The organism is Marinobacter metalliresistant (assembly GCF_038098645.1).
GTDB classification, from domain to species: domain Bacteria; phylum Pseudomonadota; class Gammaproteobacteria; order Pseudomonadales; family Oleiphilaceae; genus Marinobacter; species Marinobacter metalliresistant.
On record NZ_CP101118.1, the window covers coordinates 2,318,859 to 2,331,910 of the forward strand.

The 13,052-nt window shown below is 59.0% G+C and carries 13 protein-coding genes and 1 pseudogene; 9 read left to right on the forward strand and 5 right to left on the reverse strand.

What is annotated here, in order from left to right; translation table 11 throughout:
• Positions 1-23: 23 nt before the first annotated feature.
• Positions 24-1,028 carry a ChaN family lipoprotein gene (locus NLK58_RS10885; protein ID WP_227539253.1) on the forward strand — a complete coding sequence of 335 codons (1,005 nt, stop codon included), beginning with the start codon at positions 24-26 and terminating at the stop codon, positions 1,026-1,028.
• Between the two features lie 32 nt (positions 1,029-1,060).
• Here the strand turns inward: NLK58_RS10885 and NLK58_RS10890 are convergent, their stop codons facing one another.
• Positions 1,061-2,128: a beta-N-acetylglucosaminidase domain-containing protein gene (locus NLK58_RS10890; RefSeq protein ID WP_117618571.1), complete on the reverse strand. Its 1,068-nt coding sequence runs from the start codon at positions 2,126-2,128 to the stop codon at positions 1,061-1,063.
• A 128-nt stretch (positions 2,129-2,256) separates the two neighbouring features.
• Between NLK58_RS10890 and NLK58_RS10895 the strand changes: the two genes are divergently transcribed.
• The 6 genes from NLK58_RS10895 to NLK58_RS10920 all read left to right on the forward strand — a co-directional run bounded on the left by NLK58_RS10895 (position 2,257) and on the right by NLK58_RS10920 (position 8,561).
• The gene (locus tag NLK58_RS10895) at positions 2,257-2,715 is read left to right on the forward strand and encodes an ATPase (RefSeq protein ID WP_117618572.1); all 459 of its coding nucleotides are present in this window, start codon (positions 2,257-2,259) and stop codon (positions 2,713-2,715) included.
• 148 nt (positions 2,716-2,863) lie between these two features.
• Positions 2,864-3,940, forward strand: a complete 1,077-nt coding sequence (locus NLK58_RS10900) for a TRAP transporter substrate-binding protein (RefSeq protein WP_117618573.1) — start codon at positions 2,864-2,866, stop codon at positions 3,938-3,940.
• 101 nt (positions 3,941-4,041) lie between these two features.
• Complete coding sequence (locus tag NLK58_RS10905) at positions 4,042-4,587, forward strand: TRAP transporter small permease subunit (protein ID WP_341580751.1); 546 nt, start codon at positions 4,042-4,044, stop codon at positions 4,585-4,587.
• Entirely contained in the window at positions 4,584-5,879 is a 1,296-nt protein-coding gene (locus NLK58_RS10910) for a TRAP transporter large permease subunit (RefSeq protein ID WP_341580752.1), read from the forward strand. Before NLK58_RS10905 ends, NLK58_RS10910 begins: the two co-directional genes overlap by 4 nt.
• 244 nt (positions 5,880-6,123) lie before the next feature.
• Complete coding sequence (locus NLK58_RS10915) at positions 6,124-7,437, forward strand: cyclopropane-fatty-acyl-phospholipid synthase family protein (protein WP_341580753.1); 1,314 nt, start codon at positions 6,124-6,126, stop codon at positions 7,435-7,437.
• Positions 7,437-8,561 carry an NAD(P)/FAD-dependent oxidoreductase gene (locus NLK58_RS10920; RefSeq protein ID WP_341580754.1) on the forward strand — a complete coding sequence of 375 codons (1,125 nt, stop codon included), beginning with the start codon at positions 7,437-7,439 and terminating at the stop codon, positions 8,559-8,561. The genes NLK58_RS10915 and NLK58_RS10920 overlap by 1 nt, the downstream gene beginning before the upstream one ends.
• Positions 8,562-8,679: 118 nt before the next feature.
• Here NLK58_RS10920 and NLK58_RS10925 read toward each other — a convergent pair whose 3' ends face one another.
• Positions 8,680-9,153 (reverse strand): Dps family protein, encoded by a 474-nt coding sequence (locus NLK58_RS10925; protein WP_341580755.1) that lies wholly within the window; start codon positions 9,151-9,153, stop codon positions 8,680-8,682.
• 73 nt (positions 9,154-9,226) lie between these two features.
• Positions 9,227-9,385: pseudogene (locus NLK58_RS10930) on the reverse strand (FAD-dependent oxidoreductase); the annotation flags it as partial.
• Between the two features lie 173 nt (positions 9,386-9,558).
• Between NLK58_RS10930 and NLK58_RS10935 the strand changes: the two are divergent.
• The gene (locus NLK58_RS10935) at positions 9,559-10,230 is read left to right on the forward strand and encodes a LysE family translocator (protein WP_117620352.1); all 672 of its coding nucleotides are present in this window, start codon (positions 9,559-9,561) and stop codon (positions 10,228-10,230) included.
• Here NLK58_RS10935 and NLK58_RS10940 read toward each other — a convergent pair.
• Complete coding sequence (locus NLK58_RS10940) at positions 10,175-11,227, reverse strand: 3-deoxy-7-phosphoheptulonate synthase (RefSeq protein WP_341580756.1); 1,053 nt, start codon at positions 11,225-11,227, stop codon at positions 10,175-10,177. The two genes, NLK58_RS10935 and NLK58_RS10940, sit on opposite strands and share 56 nt — an antisense overlap.
• Before the next feature lie 352 nt (positions 11,228-11,579).
• Between NLK58_RS10940 and NLK58_RS10945 the strand changes: the two genes are divergently transcribed.
• Entirely contained in the window at positions 11,580-12,368 is a 789-nt protein-coding gene (locus tag NLK58_RS10945) for a secretin N-terminal domain-containing protein (protein WP_117618580.1), read from the forward strand.
• A 2-nt stretch (positions 12,369-12,370) separates the two neighbouring features.
• On the opposite strand, the gene NLK58_RS10950 is transcribed toward NLK58_RS10945, so the two are convergent.
• The gene (locus tag NLK58_RS10950; RefSeq protein WP_341580757.1) at positions 12,371-12,877 is read right to left on the reverse strand and encodes a DnaJ domain-containing protein; all 507 of its coding nucleotides are present in this window, start codon (positions 12,875-12,877) and stop codon (positions 12,371-12,373) included.
• Positions 12,878-13,052 lie beyond the last annotated feature (175 nt).

A 13,052-nucleotide genomic window follows, 5' to 3' on the forward strand; every position in this document is an offset into this window, starting at 1 on the left:
AAAGCCGGAGCCTATTGATTGTCATGAAACCTCTCGCGCCGGCCCTGTTACTCTCCGTCCTGTTTGTTCTGAACGGATGCACCGCCATGCCCTCCTCCAGCAGCCCGAAAGGTCTGACCATACCGCAAACCCAGTACGACGCCCGGGTCGTTGAGCCGGAAAGCGGCGCCGCCCTCACTCCGGAGCAACTGGCCCGGCGCCTCGCTGAAACGGATGTCGTGATCGTAGGCGAATATCACGGGCACCATGGCTCGCATTTGCTGCAATCCCGGCTTCAGATGGCACTCTTTCGACAACAGCCCAGGCAGATCCTGTCTATGGAGCAGTTCAACCTGGACCGTCAGCCTGAACTGGACCGGTATTTAAAGGGTGAAACCGGGGAAACAGAAATGATTGAGGATGCCGGCGCCTGGGACAATTACCGGGCCTCCTACCGCCCCGTGGTGGAATTTGCGCGCCAGCAGAATCTGCCGGTCATTGCTGCGAATGCGCCGGCGGATGTTGTTCGCTGTGTCGGCCGCAAGGGGCCTTCCTATCTCGATCAGGTTTCCAGGAGTATCCGGCAAGCACTGCCCTCTGATCCATTCACGGACACCCCCGCTTACCGTGAGAAGTTTGCCGGCGCCATTGGCGCGAGCCACCAGGCCAACAGCACCATGAACGAACGCATGGAGAACACCTACAAAGCCCAGTTGCTCCGGGACAACGCCATGGCGGCACGCATTCTTGAGGCCAGGGCCGCATTTCCGGGATATCAGGTGCTGCACCTGACCGGCACTTTCCACAGTGAAGGCGGGCTGGGAACCGTAGCATTGCTGAAACAGAGGGCGCCGGCGCTTTCTGTTGCCGTTATCAGCCCGGTGTTCTGGCCGGCAACGAACAGTAAGCCTCCCCTGGAACAGAATCGATCAAAAGGTGACTTCCTCTACTTTATCCAGCCACTGCCCGACGAGTTCAAGGACCCGGAGCGCGAACGCGAAGCCATGACGGCCCGTTTCCAGCGCTCCGCCAGAAAAACCTGCGACTGACGAACGACCGGCGTTCAGGATAGCGGGCAGGCTTACTGGGTCGCCACCATTTCGTCCGTCACCTGGTACTCCCCGGCCAGCCAGCGCAGGATCTCAGTGGCGGCGGGGTGATCAAAGGCGTCGTAGGTATGCTGGAGGCTCTGCCGCTTTTCATCACTGATCCGGCCCAGGCCGGCATCCTGCAGCACCAGTAAATCGGCGTGGATCTGTGCCGCCAGCTCCCTCCCGAGCACTTCCCGTGCCACATGGCGAAACGCCTGACCATACTGGTAAGAAGGCCCCAGACGGTAGGACTCCGCGAGCGTGATCGCCGGGATGGCGGTCAGGGTTGGTTGCAGGGCCGGATTGATGCCATGGCCGGCCAGGTGGGCAGCGTTGGCTGCCGGTCTTCCGGTAAAGGCGCGCAGGTGCAAATGTTGTGACATCCGGTCGCCGTCATTGACCGGGTAATTGTCCCAGAGTACCGGCTTGCGCCCGAGCAGATCCCCGACCCGTTTCAGGTGCCCGGGGGAAATTTCCCGGGAACAGACCTCCTCGCCGGTCCAGAATATATTGATTGAATGGTCCAGCCTGCGACCCAGGGTTTCCAGGTAATCCGCCGGGCGTTCGCCGAACACCCGGTCCAGAACTGGATCGTCGGAATAATAACTGGGGCAGACGCTCAAACGCTTGATGGTTGTGCGCTCGCGAATCCAGTGCACGATCTCCACCTGGGTACCGGCAAGATTCGGCGTATCCGCCCGCATGTCATCAAACAGGATGGCCAGCTCATCGATACCCATGTTCTCCAGCAACGAAAGCTTTTCCGCCAGGGCCACGCGGGCATCGTCATCAAACCGGTTGAAGATTTCGAGCGGGCTCAGGCCTACCCCGAAACGCACACCTTCGCGCCGGCAAAACCGGGCAAACTCCGCCAGCTCCGAGGCCATGGCGGGCGGATGCGCCTGCTGCCATTTGCGGCGAAGGAAGGCGTCGGCTTTCGGGGCGTACAGATAAAAACCATATCCGTGGGGCGCCAGGGTCTGGACCAGCTGTCGGCGCTCCTGCCAGGTCCACACGGGGCCGTAGAATCCCTCGATGACTCCCAATGTCGTTGTCATGGCTATACACCCCATTCCAGCTGGTTCCCGGGTTCTCAAATCATGTACCCCTCAGACAACAATTTTGACTAGACTGATCATTATTGCCAACTATAAAAAACATGATCATTCCAATCAGGAGCAATGCGATGGAAATAAAAACCTTCGAGGATCTGATCGACTGGACCCGCCAGCTACACGCGTACCTGGCCAGATGCCTGCACGATTCAGCCAGCCTGAACAAGGACGAGCGAGCCAGCGCCCTCCTGGATTATCTGTCCAGCCATGAAAGCCTGCTGGAAAGAGCCGTGAGCGAGTTCGAAAAGCAGGCCGATCCGAAGGCGATGAAAACCCGCCTCTACGATTACCTGAACCATAGACCGATCAAGGCCAGCGAGGTTCCGGATACCCACTATGCCGGTATGAGTTTCACGGACATCGCACGGGAGGTCTTTCAGTTTCATGACCAGGTGATGGACCTCTATGAGTCCCTGATAGGAAAGGCCGAGATCCCCGAGGCCAAGTCGCTGCTGGAGGACTTGCTCGCCCTGGAGGAGCACGAAGCCATGCGCCTGGCCAGCCAGATCAGCCGGATGGAAGACCTCTGATCCGCTGTACGACCAAGGTCGTAAGAGCGACGGTTTTTGATTTTGTTTGCTAACGATAATTGCTACCGTGAACTAGCATCAAGAGTTGTTTAGCCCCAAAAAGGGCGAAACGCTCGACTCACAAAAACGATAAGAGGATAGAAGAGCAATGAAGATCCGTTCTGTTCTTTCCGCGGCTGTGCTGGCTGTGGCAACGACCTTTGCCGCCACGCAGGCGCTCGCCCAAGAGACTTTCACCCTCCGCCTCGCAGAAACCTGGGGGCCGAACTTCCCGATTTTCGGTGATACCACCAAGCGATTCGCCGAAACGGTCGAGAAGATGTCCGACGGACGCCTGAAGGTCCGTATCGATTCCGCCAATAAACACAAAGCCCCGCTGGGCGTGTTTGACATGGTCAAGGCCGGCCAGTACGACATGGGCCACTCCGCCTCCTACTACTGGAAGGGCAAGGTTCCCGAGACGCTGTTCTTCACCAGCATGCCATTTGGCATGAATGCCATGGAACAGTACGCCTGGTTCTACCACGGCGGCGGCATGGAGCTGATGCAGGAAGTGTATGAGCCCCACAACATGCTGTCGTTCCCGGGCGGTAACACCGGCGTGCAGATGGGCGGCTGGTTCCGCAAGGAGATCAAATCCCTGGAAGATCTGCAGGGCCTGAAAATGCGCATCCCCGGCTTCGCCGGCGAAGTGTTTGCCGAAGTAGGCGTCAACCCGACCAACATCGCGCCGGGCGAGCTCTATACCGCTCTTGAACGCAACACGATCGATGCGGTCGAGTGGGTAGGTCCGGCCCTGGATCTGCGCCTTGGCTTCCAGCAGATTGCCGACTACTACTACACCGGCTGGCACGAGCCGGCCACCGAGCTTCAGTTCCTGGTCAACAAGCGGGTCTGGGAAAAGCTGCCGGCGGACCTGCGGGAAATCATGCGTGTCGCCATGCGCACAGCTTCCTATGACATGCTGGTACAGTCTCAGCACGCTAACGCCGAGGCCTGGGCCAACATTCGCGAGGAGTACCCGAATGTTCAGATCAAGCGGTTCCCGGATGACATCTTCCAGGCCATGTACGCGGCCAACAACAAGCTGCTGAAAGAAGCAGCAGCTGAAAGCGACATGGCAGCCAGGATCATTGAGTCCCAGGCCAGCTACCAGAAACAGAGCCGTGCTTACACAGATATTTCCGAGCGCGCATACCTCAACACCATGGCCGAAGTCGAGTAAGATAGAGGTTTTAACGGAGCCGGGATCGCTCTCGAGGTGATCCCGGTTTTGTCGTTTATAGCAACCGGAAAAGCGTCAGTCCGCCTGGCGGGGGATTATCAATGCGGTGGATTATCAAACTGGACGAAGGGCTTGCCCGCTTGTCCACATTCTGTGGCTGGGTCGCCTGTGTCGCGATGATACTGATGGCAGCCAACGTCTTTTACGACGTGGTGGCCCGTTACGCCTTTAACGAGGTTTCAATCGGCATGCAGGAGATGGAGTGGCACCTCTATTCTGTGGTGTTCCTGCTGGGCATTCCTTACGCGCTACGCACGGATGGTCACGTTCGGGTCGATGTTTTTTACACCCGCTGGAGCAACAAGGCCAAGGCCTGGGTGAACCTGGTGGGTGCGATCATTTTTGTTATTCCCTTTGCCTACCTGATCGGTATCTATGGCTACGACTTTGCGCTCGATTCCTACACCATGGGCGAAGGCAGCGGTGACCCGGGCGGCTTGCCCTATCGCTGGATCATCAAATCCGTCATTCCGGTCAGCGCGGTTTTTATCGGCATTGCCGGCCTGAACATGGCCACCTATGCCCTGCGTGTCATGGCCGGGGACAAGGAATACGAAGGTGAGCACAGCGCGGGAGGCCTGGCATGATTGGCATGATTATGTTCGGCGCCGCCCTGCTGATGCTGATGCTGGGCTTTCCGGTCGCCTTTACCTTTGGCGGCGTTGCCCTGTTCTTCGGGATATTCGCCGAAGGCATGGATCTGTTTGCCTTTATGCCCTACCGGATCATGAGTGTGATGCAGAATACCGTCCTGATGGCGGTTCCCCTGTTTATCTTCATGGGGGTTGTGCTGCAGCGCACCCGGCTGGCGGAGCAACTGCTGACCTCCATGGGCAGGCTGTTCGGCGGCCTGCCGGGTGGCCTGGCCATTTCCACCATTCTGGTTGGCGCCCTGCTGGCCGCCTCCACCGGCGTTGTCGGCGCCAGCGTGGTTGCCATGGGGCTGATTTCCCTGCCGGTCATGCTGGCGCACAAGTACGACAAGCGACTGGCCACCGGCACCATCTGCGCATCCGGAACCCTCGGGCAAATCGTACCACCATCGATTATCCTGATCATTCTCGGGGATGTACTCGGCCTGCCGGTGGGCGACCTGTTCAAGGCCGCCGTCTGGCCCGGCGTGGTGCTTATCGGCCTGTATATCGGCTATATTCTGTTCCTGACCCGACTTCGGCCTGAAACCGCGCCGGCCATGCCGGATGAACCCGGCGTTTCCCGCAAGAAGGAAATCCTCAACGCGCTGCTGGCCATCATCCCGCCGCTGGCACTGATCGTAGTGGTACTGGGTTCGATTTTCACCGGTATTGCCACACCCACGGAATCCTCGGCGCTGGGCGGTGTTGGTGCCGTGGTTCTGGCGATTATCTACCGGCAGTTTTCCTTCAGGATGGTCTGGGACGCCTCCAAGGACACAGTGAAGGTTACCGCCATGGTCTTCGCAATCCTGATCGGTGCCACCGCCTTCTCCATGGTGTTCAGTTACACCGGCGGCGACTATCTGCTGGAAGAGTGGCTGTTGCAACTGCCCGGGGAAAAATGGGGCTTCATCATCCTGGCCATGCTGGTGATCCTGATCCTCGGTTTCTTCATCGATTTCGTGGAGATTTCGTTCATCATCGTGCCGATCCTGGCGCCGGTGGCCGAAGCCATGGGCATCAACATGCTGTGGTTTGCGATCCTGATCGCCATGAACCTGCAAACCAGTTTCCTGACCCCGCCGTTCGGGTTCTCGCTGTTCTACCTGAAAGGCGTGGCTCCACCGGAAGTCCGAACCATCGATATCTACCGGGGTATCGTGCCCTTTATCCTGATCCAGATACTGGTGCTGGCGCTGATCGTGGTCTTCCCCGAATGGTTTGGCATGAACTCCTCCTACTGACCTTGCACGAATACCGGGCCCCCGGGCCCGGTATTTTTTTACCTGACGCGACTCCCTCGCTCCCACCTGCCCTTCCCGATTTACCCGATAGTTTTCCTCGGTATTATTCCCGCCTGACAAAACCCGACAGTTTTCTATACTGAGTAGACAATCGGCAATTCTCAGGCTTATATTCGGGAAGCCCCGGCGCGCGAACGTCGCCGAAAGACATTGATGTTGAGGTTATCAAGGGAGAGCGGAGTCCATGAATCAGAGTACGACCCAGAAAACCCGTGACACCGGGCAGGAACAGAAAAGCCACGTTCTTACCCTGCCACTGGATCACACCCAGGCAGACCGGTCGCCCCATACCTACGAGCGCTGGCTGATCGCCAAGCTTGTGCGGATGGCTGGCGCCCCGCCAGTCCGGTTCCGGCTCTGGAACGGGGATGTTATCGAACCTGAGGGACAGAAGGCAGAATTTACCCTGCACCTGACCGACCCCAAAGCCCTGTATGCTCTGGTCACCAACCCCAATCTGGCCTTTGGCGATCTGTACAGCGCCGGACGGCTGGAAGTGGAAGGCGATTTGCCAGATCTGATGGAGGCCGTTTACCGGGCGGTTTATGAGGCCCGCCAGAAATGGCCGAAATGGCTGGAGGCCCTGTGGCGCAATCACACCCCGCGATCCACCGGCATCTCCGAAGCCAAGGAGAACATCCATCACCACTACGATCTCGGTAACGAGTTCTACCGGCTCTGGCTGGACAACGCCGAAATGCAGTACACCTGCGCCTATTACGAAACCCCGGACCTGAGCCTGGAACAGGCCCAGTTGGCCAAGCTGGAGCACGTCTGCCGCAAACTCCGGCTCAAACCCGGCATGACCGTTGTCGAGGCTGGCTGCGGCTGGGGCGGGCTGGCCCGCTACATGGCCCGTAATTACGGGGTAAAAGTCCACTCCTACAACATTTCCCGGGAACAGCTGGACTACGCCCGGGAAGAGGCCCACAAACAGGGGCTGGATCATCTGGTCGAGTACGTCGAGGATGACTACCGCAACATCAGCGGCCAGTACGATGCCTTTGTGTCCATCGGCATGCTCGAGCATGTGGGCAAGGAAAATTACGCAGCCCTGTCCGAGTTGATTAAACGGAGCCTCAAACCCGACGGCATTGCCCTGCTCCATAGCATCGGACGTAACCGCCCGATGCTCATGAATGCCTGGATCGAAAAGCGCATTTTCCCCGGCGCCTATCCTCCGAGCATCGGCGAATTCATGCAGATCTGTGAGCACGGCGATTTCTCGGTGCTGGACGTGGAAAACCTGCGCCTGCACTATGCCCAGACCCTCAGCCACTGGATGGAGCGCTTCACAGAAAACGAGGACAAGGTAACGGCCATGTACGACGGGCACTTTACCCGGGCCTGGCGCATGTACCTGGCCGGCTCCATGGCCGCCTTCCGGGCCGGTTCCCTGCAGCTGTTCCAGGTTGTCTTCAGCCACGGTGACAATAACCGGCTGCCACAAAGCCGGCAGGATCTCTACAACTTTCCCGCGGCACCCGAGGAGGCCTGATGGACTACTATGACCTGATCATCGTCGGTGCCGGCCCCGCCGGCTCCACCCTGGCCAGCGCCCTGGGGAACAGCGGCAAACGAATACTGATCATCGACAAACAGGGTTTTCCCAGAGACAAAACCTGCGCGGGCTGGGTAACGCCTGCAGTAATGGAAACCCTGAATATCGACCTGCAAGACTATGGGACCGGCCGAACCCTGCAGCCAATCCGGCGTTTCCGCATTGGCATGATGGGGCAAGCCGCCGTGGAAAACGATCACGGCGACGTGGTCAGTTATGGCATCCGCCGGTTCGAGTTTGACGAGTACCTGCTCAGCCGTGTTACCTGCCCGAAGCAGCTTGCCACGCCCGTCAAATCGATTGTCCGAAGAGGGGGGAACTGGGTCATTAACGAGACCTGGGAAGCGCCCCTGGTGGTGGGTGCGGGCGGCCACTTCTGCCCGGTGGCGCGGCTGCTTGGCGAGGGGCCCGGCAGCCATGAGACCGTGGTTGCAGCCAAGGAAGTTGAATTCGAGATGACACCGGAGCAGGCATCAGTCTGCCAGGCCCGGGGCGACACACCGGAACTCTGGTTCTGCCGGGACCTCAAGGGCTACGCCTGGGTCTTCCGCAAAGGCAATTACCTGAATATCGGCCTGGGCCGGGAAGACAACCACAAACTGACCGGCCACCTGCAGGCATTCGTGGAGGAGATGAAGTCAGCCGGACGTATCCCGGCGGATCTTCCCGGGCACTTCAAGGGCCACGCCTATCTGCTGTACGCTCACGCGGAACGGCCATTGGTGGATGATGGCATGCTGCTGATCGGTGACTCGGCCGGTCTTGCCTATACCCAGAGCGGTGAAGGCATCCGGCCAGCGATCGAATCAGCCCTGATGGCAGCGGATGTGATTCGCCATGCCCCTGACTCTTCCGCCTCCTCGCTGCAGGTGTACGGCGATGCCATTGCAGAACGCTTTGGCAACCGTGCCGCCGACACGGAACAAGGCTGGCAGGTGCCGGACTGGGTCAAGATGCCCCTGGCCAGCACCCTGATGCGGTCACACTGGTTTACCCGGAAGGTGGTGACGGAGAAGTGGTTCCTGCATCAGGCAGTGCCGCCGCTTCAAATTGCAGTCTGATCCCGCCAACCCGCTCCATCTCCACCCACTGACCGGATGCAGAACAAGGGTCTGACGAAAAGATAAAAAAAGATGGCGGCCCTGGGTAGGGCCGCCACTGATTCACTTACACCCCGGTTCAGTGGCCGAGATAGCTACGGTACATCCAGACCGTTTTCTCCTGCTGGGAAATGTAATCGCTCATCAGCGCCACCGTGCCCTCATCTTCTGCTTCGCCCGCAAGGCTGAGCAGTGCACGCTGCTTGCCGATCAGCTTGACGAAACTGTCTACGATGTTCTCCATGGCGTCCTTGCCATCGGAAACATCCTTGCGCTCGGGCACTTCGGAGCGTTCGATATAGGTACTGTAGGCATGGGCAGGACGATGGCCAAGGGTGAGCACCCGCTCGGCAATCTCGTCGATTTTCAATAGCAGATCGTCATAGAGCTCTTCAAATTTCACGTGCAGCTCGAAAAAGTTGTCACCCTTGATGTTCCAGTGGTATCCGCGCACGTTCATGTAAAAAATCTGGTAATTGGACAGCAGCTCGTTGAGCGAGTCTGCAAGTTTTGCGGTCTTCTCGGTATCCAGACCAATAAAGTTCTTACCCATAGCGTGTCTCCTTGACAGCGAATGAAATATTGACCGGCCAATCGTACGCCAGATCACTGAAATTTGTGAAGTGAAGCCTGCCGGGCATGCAACCGACTCGGGCGCACGTGGTGCCATACTGCCCGGCCTCAATCAGCACCACCTTGCCGGTGACTTTACGCACACGCTGATACGCCACCATACCGGCGGTTCCAACGCCAATAATGGCAACGTCTGCTTCTCGTTTGTTCATAAAAACAGTCTCCTGAGGGGCATTTCCGGAGCCCGGGAACCGGGAAAGGTTCGGTCGGATGTGACCTCAGTATAGAAGCCGTGGCAAGTTTCATCCGCCCCGTGAAAAAAACGCGGAATCAGCCTATGCTGTCAGACTTTTCAAACGACGGCGAACGCTCCGGGGGTGCAAACATGCAGAATTACTGGCCGGAATTTCTGACGGTCGCGCTGGTTCACTTGCTGGCTGTCGCCAGCCCGGGGCCGGACTTTGCCGTGACGCTCCGCCAGGCACTTTGTCAGAGCCGGAGGAATGCCCTCCTGACCGCCATCGGTATTGGCGCCGGGATTCTGGTGCATGTCGGCTACTCGCTGCTGGGTATTGGCCTGCTGATCCAGCAATCCATCGTCCTGTTCAGTATTCTCAAGGTGCTGGGCGCGCTGTATCTCACCTGGATTGCCATTCAGTGTCTGCGGGCCCGGGCCGGCGGCGTCCATGTGGAGAAGGGGCCAACGACCCATCAATCGGGTCTGGCCGCCCTGCGCCTGGGGTTTCTGACCAATGTCCTCAACCCCAAGGCAACGCTGTTCTTTGTCTCTCTGTTTTCCGTTGTGATCAGTCCCGGCACACCCATCGCCCTGCAAGCCGGATATGGCCTTTATATGGCACTGGCCACCGGGCTCTGGTTCGCCATGGTAGCCGTTTTCTTCACCCTGCCGCAGGTACGCAGGAGCTTCAATCGCTTTGGCCACTGGCTGGACCGGTTAATGGGTGGCGTACTGCTTGTGCTGGCCGGCCAGTTGCTGTTGTCTACAGTGAGCGGATCAGAGCCTCCGTCTGGGCCCATCCCAGGCACGGATCGGTAATCGAGCAGCCGTAACGCAGATCCTCGCCATCGTCCTGGCGGCCCGGTTCCAGGAAACTCTCCAGCATCAGGCCGCGAATATGGCGGTTGCCGGCCCGGCGCCGGGCCATCACCTCCCGGGCAATATCCAGCTGGCGCTCAGCCTGTTTGCAGGCATTGTCATGACTGCAATCCACCATCACTGCGGTGGACAGCCCGGCTTCTGCCAGCGTACGGACTGCCCAGTCAATGCTGTCGGCATCGTAGTTGGTAATGCCCCGTCCACCCCGCAGCACCAGGTGCGTGTCGGGATTGCCCCGGGTGGTGATCATTACTGGCACTCCGGTTGCGGACACTCCCAGGTGGTGGTGTGGATGGCTGGCCGACCTCATGGCGTTTGTTGCAACCACAATACCGCCATCGGTGCCGTTCTTGAAGCCAGTCGGCATTGGCAGACCGCTGACCATTTCCCGATGCACCTGGGACTCGGTGGTACGAGCCCCAATGGCGGTCCAGCTCACCAGATCGCCCAGGTAATCCATGGCGAACGGGCTCAACGCTTCGGTCGCAAGAGGCAACCCCATGGCAGACAGATTCAGCAGCAATCGACGGGAACGCCGCAGCCCCTCATTCAGATCTCCCGATCCGGTGCGCCCGGGGTCGTACAGCAGCCCCTTCCAGCCAACTGTAGTCCGAGGTTTCTCCAGGTACGCCCGCATGACAATCAGGAACCGGTCGCTGACGGCATCAGCCAGTGCCTTCAGCTTCTCTCCGTATTCCAGGGCGGCTACCTCATCATGGATGGAACAGGGACCCATCACGATCAGGGTTCTGGCATCGGCACCCCGCAGAATCCGCCGGATAGCCCGCCTCTGTTCACTTACCTGCCGAACGACCAGGTCACTCGCCGGCATCTCCCGTTTCAGCTCCGCCGGCGTCGGCAGAATGACTTCCTGCCGGTGCAGGGCCAAAGACTCCGCTGTCTGGTCTGTCAGTTCTGTGTTCAAGGGCATGTTCATGTCAGTGTTCCCGTTTCCCTGCGTCAGAATCAAAAAGCCCCGGCTGGGCTACCAGTCGGGGCTTTTTGAGTCCGGTGGCAGCCTGGGTTTTCTGCCGGGCTGCCTTCCTCGTTATTCGTTCGGTGAAGATGCTATGGGCGGCCCCGGCTCTGGCTAAAATAAAAGCCATAACCAAACCACCAGAAAAACACGGCCACGACTGCCGCCGGCCTGGCGCCGAAAGCTTGCAGAACATTCAATTGACAGATCGCGTGTGTCGTCTTCATGCTTTTCAATATATACCCCCGGTTTTCAACTTGGCAACCCGTGTGCCGGAATTTTTCAGTTCCGGCAGTAAGGTTGGGAGCGAGCAATGACCGCACATTCTGGGCGATACCCGCTATATCTCTTGCTGGCCGCACTCCTCGGCCTGTGTTCAAGCCACGCCATGGCCCAGGCGGAGACCCGGGACTACCAGCTCAACAACCGGTCCGCGGAGGATGTGGCGGCACAGGTTCGCCAGCTTTACCAGGGTTCTTCCGTGGCTGTCACCGCCCGGGGGGCACAACTGGTGGTTCGCGGCGAGCCAGAGTTGCTGGATGAAATTGGCAGGCTGGTTGACACCCTGGACGTGGCGCCGGTTCAGCTCCGGATTACCGTTCGCTCCAGAACTGACACCGGGGGCAAGCGGTCGGGAGCCGGCCTTTCTGCGCCCGGGGGCCGGGTGGAACTTTCGGCACAGCGGCGCGTGACCAGCACCGGCAGCACCCGGGAGAGAACGCTGGTTATGCAGGATGGCCAGTCCGCCCACATCACCTCGGGCCAGATCCGGACAATTCCGGTCGCCGTTCGGGGTGGCCGAAATCCGGCCGCCTTCCTTGAGCAGGTCGAAACCCGAAGCGGGTTCCTGGTCAGCCCGCAGGTAATTTCCAATCAGGCGGTTGAGCTGAGCATTGTTTCGTTCGAGGAGGATCCGGCGAGTCTGGACGGTTATGAAACCGAAGCCGTAGTCACCATCCGACGGGTCGAGCCGGGGCAGTGGGTGTCACTGGGCAGCACAGCAACCAGCTCGGCCCGGGAGCGCAGCGGAATTACCTATCAGGTTAACAGCAGCCGCTCCGACAACCGAAGCTTTGAAGTCAGAGTCGATCTTCTGCCCTGACCTCAGGCCTTGCGTTTGCCGAGCAAAACCTGCTTGGCTTCGTTGAGTTTGGCGGCCAGGTAATCGTTACCGCCCCGGTCCGGGTGAAGCTTTTGCATCAGCCGGCGATGAGCCATCACGATGTCCTCTTCAGAACAGCCGGCTTTCACTCCGAGGACGTCACAGGCTTCGCGCACCGACATCTGGCCACTCAGATCGCTGCCCGGGCCCGACTGCCGGTTTGTCTGCCCAGTGCCCCCATCCTGCTGCTTGTCCGCAAACATCCGGTTTATGGCAGGGGCGTATTTCAGTAACGCAGGCAGCTTGCGCAACAGCGGAATAACGGCAGCCACTGCGGCGGTCAGCACATGGATACGTCCCGTCAGAACCATAAAAACCAGAAGGGCGCCACCAGCCACCAGGACAACTTTCCAGGTAGCGGCCTTTTTCTTCTCGGCGGACAACGCGCCCCACTGTTTCAGAATCACAAACATGGCGGCTGCCAACGCGATTCCCAGAATCCACTGCATGGTTGATCCTTACCTTGAGTACGGTCGTAATTCTGTCACCGTCTCCTGTCACTTTACCAGCACCTCTGCGCTGAAAACCGGCAGGCACCGAGACTGCTATGACTTCCGTCAAAACCGGCAAACCCGGAATCTAGCTAGAAATACTTACAACCCGGTGACAATGGCGACCTGAATT